Genomic DNA, 16,342 nt, shown 5'->3' on the forward strand with positions numbered 1-16,342 from the left:
GCATGACCACCGCCATCAGCCGCCGTGAGCGGCGGATCAGTCCTGTCTTTCTCGGCCTGGTCGCGATCATGGCCGTGTCCGGGTGGGCGGTGTGGACGGATTACTCGGCCTCTCCCGGTTTCGCCGTCTTCCTCTTCGTGGTCTCCGGCTGGGTCGTCTCGCTGTGTCTGCACGAGTACGCGCACGCCCGTACCGCGCTGCACGGCGGTGATCTGTCGATCGGCGCGAAGGGCTACCTGACCCTCAACCCGCTGAAGTACACGCATGTGGCGCTGAGCATCGTGCTGCCGCTGATCTTCGTGATCATGGGCGGGATCGGGCTGCCGGGCGGGGCGGTCTTCATCGAGCGGCACCGGATCCAGGGCCGCTGGCGGCACAGTCTGATATCGGCCGCGGGACCGCTGACGAACGTGCTGTTCGCCGCCGCGCTCACCGCGCCGTTCTGGCTCGGCAGCGCGGATCAGGTGCCGGTGGTCTTCCGCTTCGCGCTGGCGTTCCTGGCGCTGCTCCAGGTCACCGCCGCGATCCTGAACTCCCTGCCGGTTCCGGGGCTGGACGGGTACGGGGTGATCGAGCCGTGGCTGTCCCACCGCGTCCGGCGGCAGGTCGAGCCGTACGCGCCGTTCGGACTGCTCGCGGTCTTCGGCATCCTGTGGATCCCCGAGGTCAACCAGGTCTTCTTCGACGCGGTCGACGCGATCATGCGGGGGCTCGGGGTGACACCGTTCGAGACCTACTTCGGCCAGGAGTTCTTCCGCTTCTGGCAGGGCCAGCCGCAGTTGCCCGGGCTCAGCTCGTAGCGCCCGGGGCGCCCGCCGCCTCGCGCTCGGCGTCCCGCTCGGCCTTGGCCCTGCGGACGTAGAACCAGGCCATGTTGGACGAGATCCCGGCGAGCAGCACCCAGACGACGCCGAGCCAGCTGCCCCGCGCGAACGAGACGACGGCCGCCGCGACGGTGAGGGCGCAGACGAGGAGGGCGTAGACGGCGAGGCGGGGCATGGGGATGGCTCCTGTGGGGTCCTGTCGGGGGTGAGGCCCCCGGCATCCTGCCGGGAGTGACGCTTCCGACATTGTCGCCCATGCCCCGCCGGGGCGTACGGGTCGCCCTCCGACGTCCGGCTCAGACGTCCGTGACGCGCAGCCCCGCGTGGGCCTTGTAGCGGCGGTTGACCGAGATCAGGTTGGCCACCAGGGACTCGACCTGGTGGGCGTTGCGCAGCCGCCCCGCGAAGACGCCGCGCATGCCGGGGATGCGGGCGGCCAGGGCCTGCACCAGATCGGTGTCCGCGCGGGACTCGCCCAGCACCATGACGTCCGTGTCGATCTCCGCGATCTCCGGGTCCTGGAGCAGCACGGCCGACAGGTGGTGGAAGGCGGCGGTGACCCGGGAGTCCGGGAGCAGGGCCGCGGCCTGCTCGGCGGCGCTGCCCTCCTCGGGCTTGAGCGCGTACGCGCCCTTCTTGTCGAAGCCCAGCGGGTTGACGCAGTCGATGACGAGCTTGCCGCTCAGCTCCTCCCGCAGCGACTCCAGCGTCTTGCCGTGGCCCTCCCACGGGACCGCGACGATCACGATGTCACTGCGCCGCGAGCACTCGGCGTTGTCCGCGCCCTCGATGCCCAGCTCCGCGCCGCCCAGCTCCTCGGCCGCGGTCTGCGCCCGCTCGGCCGCGCGCGAGCCGATGATCACCTTCTGCCCGGCCCGGGCCAGCCGGTAGGCGAGGCCCCGGCCCTGGTCACCGGTGCCGCCGAGCACGCCGACGACCAGGCCGGAGACGTCCGGGAGGTCCCACGGGTCCTTGGCGGGAGCCTTCTTGGCGGGGGCTTCGTTCGTGGCGGTCGTACCGTCAGGAGTAGTCATGACAGCGATACTGTCACGCCCACGTCATGCCTTCACGCTCCCCTCCGTCAGCCCCGTGCGCCAGTACCGCTGGAGGACGCCCATCAGCACCATCAGCGGCAGCACGGACAGGAAGGCGCCGCCGACCGTGTACTGGTACAGCTCCGGCTGCCGGTCCGCGTACCCCGTCCAGGAGGTCAGGCCGAGCTGGATCGGATAGAGGTCGGAGTCGGAGAGCATGACCAGCGGCAGGAAGAAGTTGTTCCAGATGTGCACGAACTGGAACAGGAAGACGGTGACCAGGGCCGGGGTCATCAGCCGCAGCCCCAGGGTGGAGAAGATCCGCGCCTCGCCCGCCCCGTCGATCCGCGCCGCCTCCATCAGCGAGTCGGGCACGGCGGCCGCCGCGTAGATCCGGCACAGGTACACCCCGAAGGGGCTGACCACGCTGGGAATGAGGACGGCCCAGTAGGTGTTGGCCAGGCCGATCCGGCTGAAGAGGAGATAGAGGGGGAGGGCGAGCGCGGTGCCGGGGATGAGGACCCCGGCCAGGATGACGTTGAAGATCCCCTCCCGCCCGGGGAAGCGGAACTTGGCGAGGGCGTACCCGGCGGCGGCCGACAGCAGCGTGGCGGCGAGGGCGCCGACACCCGCGTACATCAGGCTGTTGGCGAACCACCGCGCGTAGATGCCGTCGTCGTACGTCAGCACCTGGCTCAGCCGCCCGAAGAGATCCGGGTCGTGGAACCAGAAGCCGAAGGTGCCGAAGAGGTCGCTGCTGGACTTGGTCGAGGAGACGACGAGCCAGTAGACGGGCGTGAGGAAGTACACGGCGGCGACGGCGAGCAGCGAGACGGTGATGATCCGGTACCGCGGCTGGGGCCGGGCCGCGCCCGGCTCGCTGTGGCGGCTCACCGGTCCTCCCCGCCCTTGCCGCGCTGGCCCACCAGCCGCAGGAAGCCGAAGGACAGCACGCACGCGACGAGCGCGAGCAGCACCGCCTCGGCCGCGGCGATGTGCTGGTTGTTGCTGGTGAACGCCTCGTTGTAGGCGGCCAGGTTGGGGGTGTAGCCGGAGTCGATCGAGTTGGTGAGCGGTTTGAGCACCTTGGGCTCGGCGAACAGCTGGAGGGTGCCGATGAGGCTGAAGACCGTGGTGAGGACGAGGGCGGGCCGGATCAGGGGGAGCTTGATGTGCCGGGCGATCTGCCAGACACTCGCGCCGTCGATCCTCGCGGCCTCGTACAGCTCCCCCGGTACGGCCTTGAGCTGGGCTATCAGCACCAGCATGTTGTAGCCGGTGAACTGCCACGTGACGATGTTGGCGATGGACCACAGCACGGTGGAGCGGCCGAGGAAGTCCACCTCCCAGCCCGCCGAGTGCGCCATCTCCACCAGCGGGCTGATCCCCGGTACGTAGAGGAAGCCCCACAGGATCGAGGCGATCACTCCGGGCACCCCGTACGGCAGGAAGAAGGCGGTGCGGAAGAAGCCGACCCAGCGCGCCGACGCCGCCTCCAGCAGCAGCGCGAGCGCGGTGGCGAAGGCGATCATCACCGGGATCTGGACCACGCCGAAGAGCAGCACCCGCCCGAACCCGGCGGTGAAGTGACCGTCCTGGAGGGCGTGGGTGTAGTTGGACAGCCCCGCCCACACGTCCTTGGTCTCCCCGCCGAGGCCGAGCGGACCGGTGCGCTCCACCTTGAGCAGACTCTCGTAGAGGGCGAAGCCGATGGGGGCGATGAAGCAGAGCAGGAACAGCGCGAGGAACGGCAGCAGGAAACCGGCCGCCGCCCGCGCGCCGCGCGCCTCGGCGCGGGTCATGCGCGGCACCCGGCCGCCCATCGCCCGGCCCGCCGCCCGGCCCGGAGCCCGGCCTTGAGCCCGGCTCGTCATCCGGCCTCCGCCTTCAGGCCCTTTTCCTTCAGATCGCTGACCGTGTCCCGCTGCACCTTCTTCAGCACGGACCGGAAGGACGCCCCGTCACCGATGGCCGCCGTGAAGGCGTCGCCGAGCCGCTGGTAGAGGGTGTCGGTCGCCGGGCCCCACTTCCAGCTGGTGTCCACGCCCTTGCTCGCGGCGTCGAACACCTTGCTGTACGCCTGGCCGCCGAAGAAGTCCCTGTGGACGTCGAGGTCGGAGGTGGCGTAGCCCTGCTTGGCGCCGGGGGTGCCGTAGCCGTTCTCGATCAGCAGCTTGATCGACTCGGGGTCGGTGTTGAGCCAGATCGCGAAGTCCAGCGCGTCCTTGGGGTACCGGGACTTGGCGAAGACGGCGGTCGTCGAGCCGCCCCAGTTGGCGTACGCCGCCTCCCCCCGCTTCCACTGCGGCATGGGGACGACCCGCCACTTCCCGGCCGTCTTGGGCGCGTTGCCGACCAGCAGCGCGTCGCCCCAGCTGGCGCCGAGCCAGGAGGCCATGGCGCCGGTCTGGACGTCCTTGTACCAGGCGTTCTGCCGGTCCGGGATGGTCTTGATCAGCTTCTGCTTGACCAGCGCGTCCCAGTAGTCGGCGACCTTACGGGTCGGCTCGTCGTCGATCGAGACGGTCCAGGTGTCGCCCTCGGCGCCGAACCAGCGCGCCCCGGCCTGCCAGGCGAGGCCCGCGAAGCGGTTGCCGTTGGTCGCCGAGAAGGTCTCGATCCAGGCGCCCTTCTTACGGATCGCCTTGGCCGCCGCCTCGTACGCGTCCCAGGTGTCGGGCGGCTCGATGCCCCATGTGTCGAACAGATCCTGACGGAGGAACAGCCCCATCGGCCCGGACGCCTGCGGTACGGCGTACACGCCCTTGCCGAACACCGACTGCTGCCACTGCCAGCCGACGAACTTGTCCTTGTACCGGTCGATCCCGTGCTTCGTGAGGTCGAGCAGCCCGTTGTCGATCAGGAAGCTGGGCACCACCGGGTACTCGATCTGGCCGAGGTCCGGCGGGTTGCCCGCCTTGATCGCGGCGTGCATCTTCGCGTACTGGGCGCCCTCGACCGCCGACACCTTCTCGACCTTGACCCGGACCTCGGGGTTCTCGCTGTTCCACAGGTCAACGGGCTTGTCGATGCCCGGCACCCAGGACCAGAAGGTGAGGGTGATCTTCTGACCCTTCTTCCGGCCCTTGGGCTCGTCGCCCCCGTCGTCGTCCCCGCCGCATCCGGCGAGGGCGAACCCGGCCGCCGCCGCGGCCGCACCGCCGAGGACGGCACGCCGCCCGGGACGCCCCTCGGGACCCATGATTTCTGACATGCTCATACCAGCTCCTCCACGGGAATGCGCCGGAATGTGATGGTCGAGTAGGCGCTGAAGTCGCCGGTCTCGTAGAGCAGTCCGACCGTGTCCTGATCGATCCTGACCAGATCGGAGTAGGCGGCGGGCAGCCCGTCCACGGTGTGCGCCGCCTGCCAGGTGACCCCGCCGTCGCGGCTCGTCCGCACCGTCATCAGGGCCCGGAAACCGGGGGCGGCGGGCCCGGAGTACAGCAGGAGATCCGGATCGCCGCTCGGATCGCCGAGGTGCAGCACGCACCCCTCGACCACCGGCGTCACCAGCCCGGCCTGCGGCCGGAAGGGGGTGGCGAGGGTCGCACCGCCGTCGTACGAGTAGGCGTCGGCGCGGGTGCCGGGCGCGGTCGCGTCGTTGCGCGTGTTGAAGTAGACCCGGCCGTCGGGGAGTTCGGCGGCGGTCGTCTCGTTGACGTTGATGTAGCCGTCCGGGTTGTCGTCCACGTACCCGATCCGCCACGTCTCGCCGTCGTCGTCGCTCAGCAGGTCGTGCCCGCCGTTGTAGCGGCCCTCGGTGCCGATGTCGCCGGGGACGGTCGGGGGGAGCGAGTGGTTGGCCGGTACGACGATCCGGCCCGCGTGATCGCCGTGGCGTAATCGCAGAGCGTGGCCCGGGGTGGTGGCGTACCAGCGCCACTCGGGGCGCTTCGTCTGCGCGGTGATCTCGCGGGCCGCGCTCCAGCTCACGCCGTCGTCGTCGCTGTACGTCAGCCACACCCGCCGCCCGTCCGCCGCGGACACCTCACCGCGGCGGATCCGGTCCTCGGTCGCGGACGCGGCGCTGCGGACGTGCACCAGGACGACGCGGCCCGCGTGCGGCCCGTCCTCCAGCACAACGGGCGCGGGGTTCCCGGCCGTTCCGTTCCCGTTCTGTGCGACGACGACGGGCGCGCCCCAGGTGCGGCCCCCGTCGGCGGACCGCTTCAGCACCAGGTCGATGTCCCCGTGGTCGGCGGACGACCCCACCCGCCCCTCGGCGAAGGCCAGCAGCGTCCCGGCGCGCGTCACCACCACCGCCGGAATGCGGTAACTCGCGTATCCCCCGGCCCCGGCCCGGAACGGGACCGAAACCTCGTACGGGCGTGCCATGCGAACCCTCCCGATGCGCCGTTGCAATCGATCGAGTGCTCAGCCAGAAAAATGGGACGTAGGACGTCCCTTGTGTCCGGCGACCATAGGGTTTGCCTCACAGAGCGTCAAGGGACGGCGCAATGAACAGTTGGCGCGCAGGCCACCGCGAATGCCCCCAAAGGGGTGAGGGCCCCCCATTCCCCCGGCAACCGCCCCTCAGGCACGGCAGGATCCGGACCCATGGACGCCGTACGGGTCGCGCTGCTGCGCGAAGTGCTCGCCGGAACCGAGTGGTTGCAGTCCACCCGCCGCTTCGCGGAATCCCTGCGGGCCTCGGTGGGCTCGCGCGAGGGTGGACTGCTGCTCGTGGGGAGCGAGGCGTACGAGCCCTGGCACCTGGCCGCACACCTCGACGACGAGGCCGCCTGGTCCGGACTGCCCGAACTGTCCCCCACCCTGGTCCGCCACCGCGTGCCCGTCGGCCGCGCGGTGCCCGCGCATCTCGCGGTCGGGCTGGGCCGCCTGGAGGCCGCCGGGCGCGGCGAGACGCTGCTCGTGGTCACGCCGGGCGACCCGGGCGCCGGGCTGCTGGAGCGCGTCAACGACGCCCGCCGGGGCGGCGCCACCGTCCTCGCCCTCGACGGCGGCGACCCCGAACTCCACGCCCTGGCCCACGACGCGCTGTCCGCCCCCGAGGGCGACGACCTGGACCTCGACACGGTCCAGCACCTGGTGAGCGCTGCCGCCGGGGAGAACACCCTGCCCCCGCGCCCCGGCCGCCGCCGCATCCGCGACCGCCTGGCGCGGCTGGCCGACCAGCTGACGTCCCCGCCCCCGCCCGGCTGGTGAGGACCTGTTCCCTCCCGTGACCGTGGCCTCCGCCGCGCAGGCCGGATCGGGGCGTGCCGGGGCGTAATTCGGTTGCCGTGGGTGTCGGCGCGGCCGGAGCATGTGCCCTCGTGACCTTGACCGGCGAAGACGACCAAACCCCGCTAGAACCCCCGCGGAAGCGGACCCGCGCGCTGCTGCCGGACCTCGCCCCCTGGCGCTCCTCCCGCGACTTCCGTCTCCTGTGGACGGCGGGCCTGGTGACCGCCTTCGGCAGCTTCCTCACCATGGTGGCGCTGCCGCTGCAGATCAAGGAACTGACCGGTTCCACGGTGGCGGTGGGGGCGATCGGCGCGGTCGAGCTGGTGCCGCTGATCGTCTTCGGCCTCTACGGCGGGGCGCTCGCCGACGCCGTCGACCGCCGGAAACTGATCCTCGCCACCGAGGCCGGGCTCGGGCTGCTCGCCGTTCTCCTGCTGGTCAACAGCGCGCTGCCGGACCCCATGCTGTGGCCGCTGTACGTCGTCGCCGCGCTGGCCAGCGCGCTGGTGGGGCTGCAGCGCCCGGCCATCGACGCGGTCGTGGTCCGTATCGTCCCGCACGACCAGCTCACCGCGGCGGCCGCGCTCAACTCACTGCGCTGGCAGCTGTCGGCCATCGCGGGCCCCTCACTCGCCGGTGTGGTCGTCGCGTACGCGGGTGTGCCGCTCGCCTACGGCCTCGACCTGCTGACCTTCGTCGCCTCCCTGCTCCTCACCCTGGGCCTCACCCCGGCCCCGCCCGCCCATGACGCCGATCCGCCGTCCCTGCGGGCGATCGCGGAGGGGGCGCGGTACGCCTGGCGGCGCAAGGAGCTGCTGGGGACGTACGCGGTGGACATGGCCGCGATGTTCTTCGCCTTCCCGAACGCGATCTTCCCCTTCCTCGCCGACGACCTGGGCGCCCCCTGGGCGCTCGGCCTGATGTACGCGGCGGGCTCGGTCGGCTCGGTGGTGGTCAGCGCGACCAGCGGCTGGACGTCCCGCGTCCACCGCCACGGCCGGATGGTCGTCCTGGGCGCGGCGGTCTGGGGGCTCGCGATGGCCGCCGCCGGGTGGCTGTCGAACATCTGGCTGGTGCTGCTGTGCCTGACGGTGGCGGGCGGCGGCGACATGGTGAGCGGACTGTTCCGCTCCACGATCTGGAACCAGACGATCCCCGACAAGCTCCGGGGCCGTCTGGCGGGCATCGAACTGCTCTCGTACGCGACCGGCCCCCAACTGGGCCAGGTCCGCGCCGGAACCACGGCCGCCCTCGCGGACGTACGGACCGCGGTGTGGTCGGGCGGCCTGGCCTGCGTGGCCTCGGTAGCCCTGCTGGCGGCGGCCCTCCCCCGCCTGATGGCCTACGACGCGCGCACGGACGAACACGCGAAGGCCGCCCGCGCGGCCGCGCCCGGCTCCTGACCAGCCCGGACGGTGCCCGCCGCCAGACCTACTCCGGGGTGCTGACCGGTCCGACGAAGGTGCCCGGGTGGGTGGCTCCCGACTGGTCCAGCAGCGCGCCGCCGTACGGCCAGTCCAGCACGAGGTTCTTGTCCTCGTTCGGCGGGGTGATCACTACCTGGTCCGGCTCGAACTTCTTGTCGTCGTCGCGGGTCGACGCCAGGAGGGTGATGTCGAAGGTGACGTGCCCGCCCTCGTCGACCCGTACGGCCTGGGGCTTGTCGTTGGTGCGCCCGAGGTCCCAGGTCTCGCCGTGGGCGGTCCGGAGCTGGACGCCCGGGAAGCCGACCATGGTGCAGTCGGTCGAGCCGGTGTTCGTCAGCACCACCCGGGCGGTCTGCTGCCCGTCGTAGTCCATGTCCGGGCCGCCCTCGAAGTCCGACCACGCGGCGTCGAGCTGGTCGCTGGTGCAGCGGCTCGCCGACGAGGAGCCACCGGAGGCACTGCCCGCCTTGGCGTCGACGCCCTCACCGGCGCCGCCGGTGGAGTCGGAGCCGCCGGAGGAACCGCCGGACGTGCCGTTCGCGGAGGTCGAGGACGAGCCCTTCTTCGCACCGGACTCGCTGTCGCCGCCCCCGCAGGCGGTGAGCGAAAGCGCGGCGGCGGCGATCAGCGAGGCGGCGGCGATGGTGCGGGCGCGGCGGAGAGCGGGCTTGCGCGACATGGAGTCCCCCCAAGGGTGGTCGACGTGTGTCCGGTGTGCGGAGCGCTTTCCGTGGTGCGTTCCGCGTCCTGGAGACAACCTTCGCCGCCGCCGCTGCCGATCGGCTGTCGCCCGGCTAACCCATGGCTAACGCCCCGCTGGGGCACCCGAGTTGAGTGCCAGTTCGCCGACGCGCTGGTCGCCGCTCATCTCGCCGGTCAGCCGGAAGCCGAGCCCGAGGTAGAAGGCTTCGGGTCCGTCGTCACCGGGATGCCAGGAGGCGGTCAGCCGGGAGCCGCCACGACGGCGGATCTCGGTGGCCACGGCCTGGACGGCGAAGCGGCCATAGCCCCGGCCTTGCTCCCCGGCCGCGATGTTCAGGCGCCACAGCCCTGAGCGGATGTCGGTACCGGTGCCGTCACCGGCGAAGTCGATGTCGAAGAAGGCCATCAGGAAGCCGACGAGCCGGTCGCCGTCGAGGATCAGCCGGGGCCAGGCGACGCCTGGATGCACATAGGCCTCGGCGAGGGACGTGACGACCGGAGCGACCAGATGCTCTTGGTCGGGCCGCACCCTCAGGGCGATCGCGGCGTCCAGGTTGGCGGGGGTGATCTTCTCTAAACGGGGTGCGGTGGCCATGCGGGAAGCCTAGGGACGCGGGCCAGAAGGGCAACCGCATTTCCACGTGCGGAGACCGTGCATGATGGGCCGGTGGCACATCTCCCTGTCGACGTGCGTGCATCGCTCCGGCTCTTCGCCTTCTACCTGGCCAATGGCACCATCGACGTCGACCTGCTGGACGGCATCGACTACCGCCCGGCGCTCTTCCAGTTCGGCTCGCCCCTGGAGCAGGTCTTCGCGATCTACGGCAATGTGCTGCAAGTCGACGAGAGCGGACAGGTCCTGAACGAGGGCGAGGCGCAGTGCCGCGCCGCCCAGTGGATACGGGCCCACTGCGACCCGGATTACCCGGTCGAGCCGCCGTTCCAGGCGTGGGAGACGGAACTTCACGGTCCCTGATGGGCCGGGAGCCAGCGTCAGAGTCACGGTGGGGGATCGACCGACCTGCCGTGCGCGGTCGACCGCGATGTGCCGGACGGGGACCAGACGGGGAAAAGCCTTCGACCGGCCAGACGCCCATGCGGCACCATCCCCGGCATGACCGCGCCGTCCTTCCTCCCCGGGCTGGAGCTATCCCGCCGCTTCTACCGCGATGCCGTGCGGCCTGTGCTGGACGAGGCCGCCCCTGGGATCGCGCACTCCGCCGCCCGCCTCGGCAGCGGCTCGGAAGTCCTCGGATTCGACACCGCCCGCTCCGCCGACCACGAGGGGGGACCCCGCCTCCAGCTCTTCCTGCTCCCCCAAGACGTCACGCGCCACGGTACGAGGATCGCGGCACTGCTCTCCGAACGCCTGCCGAAGACCTTCCTCGGCTACCCGACCCACTTCGCCCCCACCGGTGAAGCGGGCATCGGGGTCATGCGGACAACCGACGGAGCGGTCCATCACCGGGTCGACGTCACGGACCCTGGCGCCTGGTTCACCGCGCGGCTGGGCTTCGACCCGCGTGAGGGCATCACCCTGGCGGACTGGCTCGCCACCCCCGCCCAGCGCCTCGCCGAGGTCACGGCCGGTGCCGTCTTCCACGACGGACTCGGCCAGCTCGCACCAGCCCGGGCCAGCCTCGCCTGGTACCCCCACGACCTCTGGCTCTATCTGCTCGCCTGCCAGTGGCAGCGCGTCTCCCAGGAGGAAGCCTTCGTCGGCCGCTGCGGCGAAGTGGGCGACGAACTCGGCTCCGCCGTCGTCGCCGCCCGCCTGGTGCGCGACCTGATGCGGCTCTGCCTGCTCATGGAGCGCCGCTATCCGCCGTACAGCAAATGGCTCGGCAGCGCCTTCGCCCGCACCACCCAGGCCCCCACCCTCACACCGGTCCTCAGCGCGGCCCTGGCCGCCCCCGACTGGCGCACCCGCGAGCACCACTTGGCCCATGCCTACGAGGCCGTCGCGACCGCACACAACCAGCTCGGACTCACCGACCCCGTCGACCCCGCCACGCGGCCGTACCACACCAGACCCTTTCAGGTCCTGCACGCCGAACGCTTCACCAAGGCACTGACCACCCGCATCACCGACCCGGCCATCAGCTCCCTGCCGACGATCGGCACCGTCGACCAGTTCGTCGACAGCACCGATGTCCTCAGCCATCCGGAACGGACACGCGCCGCCACCGACGCGACGATCTGCTCTCCCCCTGAGAACACCGGCTCAAAGCAATAGAAACCGTCTCGTGCGGACTGCCGATCCATCAGCCCGTCCCCTTCTCGCGCCGGCGGACGGAAAAGGCAAAGGCGAGGAGACCTCTCCTCGCCACTCTTAACTTATAGCGCACCGGGGGGCTTGCGGCAAGGCCCGGGTCGCGGGCCAGAATCGTCGGCCGAAGCCACAACCTGCGGAAATGGGGGGGCACTACGTGCGTGTGCTGTTGTCGGCGAAATGGGAGGCACCGGTGATTCGATCGGCCGGTGCGGTGCGACGGGACACGGTTGCCTCGGAGGTATCGCGATGATCGAGCAGTATGTGTGGGACCTTCACGAGGCTGACGAGACGCACGTCGCGGTCGTCGGCGGCAAGGGCGCGCACCTGGGCGGGCTGTCGCGGATCGAAGGCATCCGCGTGCCGGGGGGCTTCTGCGTGACGACGGACGCCTTCCGGCGGATCATGGCGGAAGCGCCGTCGCTCGACGATCAGCTCGCTCATCTGTCGCGCCTGAGCCCCGACGACCGGGAGGCGATCCGCACACTCAGCGCCCGGATCCGCCGGACCATCGAAGGGATCGCCATCCCGGGCGATCTCGCGGCGGCGGTCACCCGCGCGCTCGCCCGCCTCGGCGAGCAGGCCGCCTGCGCCGTCCGGTCCAGCGCGACGGCGGAGGACCTGCCGACGGCCTCCTTCGCCGGTCAGCAGGACACGTACCTGAACGTCGTGGGGCCGACCGCGATCCTCCAGCACATCAGCCGGTGCTGGGCCTCGCTGTTCACGGAGCGGGCCGTGACCTACCGCCAGCGGAACGGCATCGACCACCGTACGGTCCACATGGCCGTGGTCGTGCAGCAGATGGTCTTCCCGCATGCGGCCGGCATCCTGTTCACGGCCGACCCCGTCACGGGCAACCGGAAGGTCGCCACCGTGGACGCCGGTTTCGGCCTCGGCGAGGCCCTGGTCTCCGGCCTGGTGAACCCGGACGTCTTCACGGTCCGGGACGGCGAAGTCGTCGCCAAGACGATCGCCGCCAAACAGCGTGCCGTTCACGCCCTGCCGGCCGGCGGCACGCGGGAAGTGGCGATCGACTCTCAGCGGCAGGGGGAGCCTGCGCTGACGGATGCGCAGGTCGTGCGGCTCGTGCAGCTCGGGCGGCGCATCGAAGCGCGTTTCGGCCGCCCGCAGGACATCGAATGGTGCCTGGTCGATGAGGACTTCCAGATCGTTCAGAGCCGGCCGATCACGACGCTGTTCCCCATCCCCGAGACCGACGACCAGGAGAATCACGTCTACGTGTCCGTCGGCCATCAGCAGATGATGACCGACCCCATGAAGCCCCTGGGGCTCTCCATGTGGCGGCTGACGGCCATGGCGCCGATGTACGAGGCCGCCGGGAGGCTGTTCGTCGACGTCACCGGCCGCCTGGCCTCGCCCGCGAGCCGCGCCAGTCTCCTGGACCTCATGGGAAGAGGCGATCCGCTGGTCAGGGACGCGCTGGAGACCGTCCTCGACCGCGACGACTTCGTCCCGTCGCTCCCGGACGCCCCTCCCGGCACGCCGCGGCCCGGCGGGCCGTCGGCCGCCAACGCACACGCCCCGGTCGAGGCCGATCCGGCCATCGTCGCCGAGCTGATCGAGCGCAGCCAGGCATCCATCGCCGCCCTGGAGCGCGGCATCCGGACGAAGACCGGACCGGCGCTGTTCGACTTCCTGCTGGATGCCTTCGAGGAGCACAAGCGGGTCCTCGGTGATCCGCTGAACTTCCAGGCGATCATGGCGGGGATGGAAGCCACGTGGTGGCTCAACGACAAGCTGCACGAGTGGCTGGGCGAGAAGAACGCGGCTGACACGCTCACGCTGTCCGCCCCCGACAACATCACGTCGGAGATGGGGCTGGCGCTGCTCGACGTCGCGGACGTGATCCGCCCGCATCCGGAGGTGGTGGCGTTCCTCCGGGACATCGAGGGCGTCGAGGACGCGGCGTTCCTGGACGAGTTGGCAAAGCTCGCGGGCGGGACCGAGGCGCGCGACGCCATAGAGGGCTACCTCGACCGGTACGGCATGCGCTGCGTCGGCGAGATCGACGTCACGAGGCCACGCTGGCGCGAACGCCCCACCACGCTCGTGCCCGTGATCCTCGACAACGTCAGGAACTTCGAGCCGGGCGCCGCCGAGCGGCGCTTCGAGCAAGGGCGGCAGAAGGCGCGGAAGAAGGAACAGGACGTGCTGGCACGCTTGCGGGCCCTGCCGGACGGGGACCGGAAGGCCGACGAGGCCAAGCGGATGATCGACCAGGTCCGAACCTTCATCGGGTACCGGGAGTACCCGAAGTACGCCATCGTCAGCCGCTACTTCGTCTACAAGCAGGCCCTGCTGGCGGAGGCCGAGCGCCTCGTGCGGGCTGGCGTGCTCACTGAGAAGGAGGACGTCTTCTATCTCAGGTTCCACGAGTTCCACGACGCCGTGCGCTCGCACCAGGTGGATGACCAGCTCATCCAGGAGCGCAAGGACGCGTTCCGGTCGTACCAGGCGCTCACACCGCCCCGCGTGCTCACCTCGGACGGCGAAGCCGTCACCGGGGCGTACCGGCGCGACGACGTGCCGGCCGGCGCCCTGGTCGGCCTACCGGTTTCCGCCGGGACCATCGAGGGGCGGGCCCGCGTCATCCTCGACCTGGCGCAGGCCGATCTCGAGGCGGGCGACATCCTGGTCACGACCTACACGGACCCCAGTTGGTCGCCCCTGTTCGTCGGCATCACGGGCCTGGTGACGGAAGTGGGCGGCCTGATGACCCATGGCGCGGTGATCGCCCGGGAGTACGGCTTGCCAGCCGTCGTGGGCGTGGAGCAGGCCACCCGGCTGATCCGGGACGGCCAGCGGATCCGCGTCCACGGAACCGACGGGTACGTCGAGATCCTGTCCGGCTGATAGGCCCGCTCCGTCTCGGGCGGCGGTTCTCCGATCCGATGGGAGGACCAAGGCGAGCCTCATGCCGGGGGAGTGCCGCCCCGCGACGCGCCGCCGTCCGGGGCGTCATCCTGCCAGCGGGGGTCGTTCTGCCACTCGGCGTTCCGCTCCTGCGCCGTTTCGAGGGCGCGGGCGGCCTCCTCCGGGGTGCCGTACGGGCCCAGGCGGTCCGCCGCCCGGCATTCCGGGCCCTCTTCGACCTTGTGATGCTTGACGCAGTAGTACCACTCGCCCGGCTTTCCGACGGGACCCTTCCTGAACAGCGCCATCCTGGCCTCCGTCTCGATACCTCACGCCGCGGTCTTTCCTCGCGGCCATGGTGCCCGATCCGGCGCCGATACACTCGCTGATATGTCTGGCCAGTCACTCCTTGTTCCGGGGAAGCTCTCCCCCACCCGCCCCGTCCCCGCCTCGATCCCGCGGCCCGAGTACGTCGGGAAGGAGGGCCCCGCACCGTATGAGGGGCCCGAGGTGCAGGACACCGAAACGATCGAGCGGATGCGGATCGCGGGGCGGATCGCCGCGCGGGCGATGGAGGAGGCCGCGAAGCTGATCGCGCCGGGGGTGACGACGGACGAACTGGACCGGGTCGCGCACGAGTACATGTGCGACCACGGCGCGTACCCGTCCACCCTCGGCTACCGCGGCTTCCCGAAGTCGCTGTGCTCCTCGGTCAACGAGGTCATCTGCCACGGGATCCCGGACACCACCGTCCTCCAGGACGGCGACATCGTGAACCTCGACGTCACCGCGTTCATCCACGGCGTGCACGGCGACAACAACGCCACCTACCTGTGCGGCGACGTGGACGAGGAGTCGCGGCTGCTGGTGGAGCGGACGCGGGAGTCGCTCACCCGCGCGATCAAGGCGGTCAAGCCGGGCCGGAAGATCAACATCATCGGCCGGGTCATCGAGTCGTACGCCAAGCGCTTCGGCTACGGCGTCGTCCGCGACTTCACCGGCCACGGCGTCAATACGTCGTTCCACTCCGGCCTGATCGTGCCGCACTACGACAGCCCGCACCACACGACCGAGATCAAGCCGGGAATGACGTTCACGATCGAGCCGATGCTGACGCTCGGGACGTACGAGTACGACATGTGGGAGGACGGCTGGACGGTCGTCACCAAGGACCGCAAGCGGACGGCTCAGTTCGAGCACACGCTGGTGGTGACGGACACCGGGGCGGAGATCCTGACGCTCCCCTGAGTCATCCCGTGAGTGAAGCGTGAGCCAGAGGTTTTGCCGACAGGGCGTCGGGAAGGGTGTGGTTAGGTCGCCCTAACCTACCTCGGAGGCCGTCTTGGACGCCACGCCCACGCCCTTCTCCGCACTCCTCCGCGCCGCCTCGCACGAGCAGCACACCCAGGTCGCCGGGTCGGCCTTCATGGGCGACCTGCTCGGCGGGCGGCTCGGCGTGGACGCCTATCGGCAGTACACCGAGCAGTTGTGGTTCGTCTACCGGGCCCTGGAGTCGGCCCCCGAGCGCCTCGCGGAGGACCCGGTCGCGGGTCCGTTCGTACGGCTCGACCTGGCCCGCACCGCGGAGCTGGAGCGCGACCTGGCCCACCTCGGCGGCCCCCACTGGCGCTCCGGCCCGCGGCCGCTGCCCGCCACGGCGGAGTACGCGGAGCGAATAACGGCGTGCGCGCGGGACTGGCCCGCCGGGCTGGTCGCCCACCACTACACGCGCTACCTCGGCGACCTCTCCGGCGGCCAGATCGTCCGCGGGATGGCCGAGAAGACGTGGGGCTTCGACCGCAAGGGCGACGGGGTGCGGTTCTACGTCTTCGAGTCGATCCCCAACCCGGCCGCGTTCAAGCGCGACTACCGCACCCTGCTGGACGCCCTGCCGGTGGACGACCTGGAGAAGCAGCGCGTCGTCGACGAGTGCAAGCACGCCTACGCCCTCAACGCCGCGCTCCTGCACGACCTCGGCCACCGATTCCCGCTCAGCGCCTGAGCGGGCCCATCGCGGCC

17 protein-coding genes are annotated in these 16,342 nt (G+C 70.8%); 8 read left to right on the plus strand and 9 right to left on the minus strand.

The window, feature by feature from the left end; translation table 11 throughout:
* The first annotated feature begins 2 nt into the window (after window positions 1-2).
* Complete coding sequence (locus ACZ6CL_RS10815; protein ID WP_468933951.1) at window positions 3-800, plus strand: site-2 protease family protein; 798 nt, start codon at window positions 3-5, stop codon at window positions 798-800.
* Here the strand turns inward: ACZ6CL_RS10815 and ACZ6CL_RS10820 are convergent.
* From ACZ6CL_RS10820 to ACZ6CL_RS10845, 6 genes are all read right to left on the minus strand, one after another.
* Window positions 790-999 carry a hypothetical protein gene (locus ACZ6CL_RS10820; protein WP_450872540.1) on the minus strand — a complete coding sequence of 70 codons (210 nt, stop codon included), beginning with the start codon at window positions 997-999 and terminating at the stop codon, window positions 790-792. The genes ACZ6CL_RS10815 and ACZ6CL_RS10820 overlap by 11 nt on opposite strands.
* Window positions 1,000-1,120: 121 nt before the next feature.
* Window positions 1,121-1,858: an NADPH-dependent F420 reductase gene (gene npdG / locus ACZ6CL_RS10825; protein ID WP_468933954.1), complete on the minus strand. Its 738-nt coding sequence runs from the start codon at window positions 1,856-1,858 to the stop codon at window positions 1,121-1,123.
* Between the two features lie 24 nt (window positions 1,859-1,882).
* Window positions 1,883-2,752 carry a carbohydrate ABC transporter permease gene (locus tag ACZ6CL_RS10830; protein WP_468933957.1) on the minus strand — a complete coding sequence of 290 codons (870 nt, stop codon included), beginning with the start codon at window positions 2,750-2,752 and terminating at the stop codon, window positions 1,883-1,885.
* A complete protein-coding gene (locus ACZ6CL_RS10835) occupies window positions 2,749-3,681 on the minus strand; it encodes a carbohydrate ABC transporter permease (RefSeq protein WP_468935191.1) in 933 nt (310 codons plus the stop codon). The genes ACZ6CL_RS10830 and ACZ6CL_RS10835 overlap by 4 nt, the downstream gene beginning before the upstream one ends.
* A gap of 47 nt (window positions 3,682-3,728) precedes the next feature.
* A complete protein-coding gene (locus tag ACZ6CL_RS10840) occupies window positions 3,729-5,078 on the minus strand; it encodes an ABC transporter substrate-binding protein (protein ID WP_468933958.1) in 1,350 nt (449 codons plus the stop codon).
* Complete coding sequence (locus tag ACZ6CL_RS10845) at window positions 5,075-6,196, minus strand: sialidase family protein (RefSeq protein ID WP_468933960.1); 1,122 nt, start codon at window positions 6,194-6,196, stop codon at window positions 5,075-5,077. The genes ACZ6CL_RS10840 and ACZ6CL_RS10845 overlap by 4 nt, the downstream gene beginning before the upstream one ends.
* Before the next feature lie 222 nt (window positions 6,197-6,418).
* On the opposite strand from ACZ6CL_RS10845, the gene ACZ6CL_RS10850 reads away from it, so the two are divergent.
* A complete protein-coding gene (locus ACZ6CL_RS10850; protein ID WP_468933962.1) occupies window positions 6,419-7,027 on the plus strand; it encodes a hypothetical protein in 609 nt (202 codons plus the stop codon).
* Window positions 7,028-7,143: 116 nt separating this feature from the next.
* Window positions 7,144-8,451, plus strand: a complete 1,308-nt coding sequence (locus ACZ6CL_RS10855) for an MFS transporter (RefSeq protein WP_468935193.1) — start codon at window positions 7,144-7,146, stop codon at window positions 8,449-8,451.
* Window positions 8,452-8,479: 28 nt separating this feature from the next.
* On the opposite strand, the gene ACZ6CL_RS10860 is transcribed toward ACZ6CL_RS10855, so the two are convergent.
* Together ACZ6CL_RS10860 and ACZ6CL_RS10865 are read right to left on the minus strand one after the other, a co-directional pair.
* Complete coding sequence (locus ACZ6CL_RS10860; RefSeq protein ID WP_468933964.1) at window positions 8,480-9,154, minus strand: DUF4232 domain-containing protein; 675 nt, start codon at window positions 9,152-9,154, stop codon at window positions 8,480-8,482.
* A 126-nt stretch (window positions 9,155-9,280) separates the two neighbouring features.
* On the minus strand, window positions 9,281-9,772 hold the full coding sequence (locus tag ACZ6CL_RS10865; protein WP_468933967.1) for a GNAT family N-acetyltransferase: 492 nt from the start codon (window positions 9,770-9,772) through the stop codon (window positions 9,281-9,283).
* 93 nt (window positions 9,773-9,865) lie between these two features.
* Between ACZ6CL_RS10865 and ACZ6CL_RS10870 the strand changes: the two genes are divergently transcribed.
* From ACZ6CL_RS10870 to rph, 3 genes are all read left to right on the plus strand, one after another.
* Window positions 9,866-10,153, plus strand: a complete 288-nt coding sequence (locus tag ACZ6CL_RS10870; protein WP_468933970.1) for a DUF7677 family protein — start codon at window positions 9,866-9,868, stop codon at window positions 10,151-10,153.
* A 138-nt stretch (window positions 10,154-10,291) separates the two neighbouring features.
* Window positions 10,292-11,413 carry a DUF4037 domain-containing protein gene (locus ACZ6CL_RS10875; protein ID WP_468933973.1) on the plus strand — a complete coding sequence of 374 codons (1,122 nt, stop codon included), beginning with the start codon at window positions 10,292-10,294 and terminating at the stop codon, window positions 11,411-11,413.
* 285 nt (window positions 11,414-11,698) lie between these two features.
* On the plus strand, window positions 11,699-14,323 hold the full coding sequence (gene rph / locus ACZ6CL_RS10880; RefSeq protein WP_468933976.1) for a rifamycin-inactivating phosphotransferase: 2,625 nt from the start codon (window positions 11,699-11,701) through the stop codon (window positions 14,321-14,323).
* Between the two features lie 59 nt (window positions 14,324-14,382).
* Here rph and ACZ6CL_RS10885 read toward each other — a convergent pair whose 3' ends face one another.
* Entirely contained in the window at window positions 14,383-14,631 is a 249-nt protein-coding gene (locus tag ACZ6CL_RS10885) for a hypothetical protein (RefSeq protein ID WP_468933978.1), read from the minus strand.
* An 82-nt stretch (window positions 14,632-14,713) separates the two neighbouring features.
* Here ACZ6CL_RS10885 and map point away from each other — a divergent pair, with 82 nt between their 5' ends.
* Both map and ACZ6CL_RS10895 read left to right on the plus strand, forming a co-directional pair.
* Window positions 14,714-15,571, plus strand: a complete 858-nt coding sequence (gene map, locus ACZ6CL_RS10890) for a type I methionyl aminopeptidase (protein WP_450872521.1) — start codon at window positions 14,714-14,716, stop codon at window positions 15,569-15,571.
* Between the two features lie 94 nt (window positions 15,572-15,665).
* Complete coding sequence (locus ACZ6CL_RS10895; RefSeq protein WP_468933982.1) at window positions 15,666-16,325, plus strand: biliverdin-producing heme oxygenase; 660 nt, start codon at window positions 15,666-15,668, stop codon at window positions 16,323-16,325.
* The last annotated feature ends 17 nt before the right edge of the window (window positions 16,326-16,342 follow it).

The sequence above is a fragment of the Streptomyces sp. NPDC041200 genome, from assembly GCF_055591805.1.

Excerpts from the sequence above, each read along its gene's own strand:
- map (WP_450872521.1), top strand. The coding sequence starts at position 14,714 with ATGTCTGGCCAGTCACTCCTTGTTCCGGGGAAGCTCTCCCCCACCCGC.
- ACZ6CL_RS10860 (WP_468933964.1), bottom strand. The coding sequence starts at position 9,154 with ATGTCGCGCAAGCCCGCTCTCCGCCGCGCCCGCACCATCGCCGCCGCC.
- ACZ6CL_RS10875 (WP_468933973.1), top strand. The coding sequence starts at position 10,292 with ATGACCGCGCCGTCCTTCCTCCCCGGGCTGGAGCTATCCCGCCGCTTC.
- ACZ6CL_RS10850 (WP_468933962.1), top strand. The coding sequence starts at position 6,419 with ATGGACGCCGTACGGGTCGCGCTGCTGCGCGAAGTGCTCGCCGGAACC.
- ACZ6CL_RS10835 (WP_468935191.1), bottom strand. The coding sequence starts at position 3,681 with ATGGGCGGCCGGGTGCCGCGCATGACCCGCGCCGAGGCGCGCGGCGCG.
- ACZ6CL_RS10840 (WP_468933958.1), bottom strand. The coding sequence starts at position 5,078 with ATGAGCATGTCAGAAATCATGGGTCCCGAGGGGCGTCCCGGGCGGCGT.
- rph (WP_468933976.1), top strand. The coding sequence starts at position 11,699 with ATGATCGAGCAGTATGTGTGGGACCTTCACGAGGCTGACGAGACGCAC.
- npdG (WP_468933954.1), bottom strand. The coding sequence starts at position 1,858 with ATGACTACTCCTGACGGTACGACCGCCACGAACGAAGCCCCCGCCAAG.
- ACZ6CL_RS10865 (WP_468933967.1), bottom strand. The coding sequence starts at position 9,772 with ATGGCCACCGCACCCCGTTTAGAGAAGATCACCCCCGCCAACCTGGAC.
- ACZ6CL_RS10885 (WP_468933978.1), bottom strand. The coding sequence starts at position 14,631 with ATGGCGCTGTTCAGGAAGGGTCCCGTCGGAAAGCCGGGCGAGTGGTAC.
- ACZ6CL_RS10815 (WP_468933951.1), top strand. The coding sequence starts at position 3 with ATGACCACCGCCATCAGCCGCCGTGAGCGGCGGATCAGTCCTGTCTTT.
- ACZ6CL_RS10845 (WP_468933960.1), bottom strand. The coding sequence starts at position 6,196 with ATGGCACGCCCGTACGAGGTTTCGGTCCCGTTCCGGGCCGGGGCCGGG.
- ACZ6CL_RS10820 (WP_450872540.1), bottom strand. The coding sequence starts at position 999 with ATGCCCCGCCTCGCCGTCTACGCCCTCCTCGTCTGCGCCCTCACCGTC.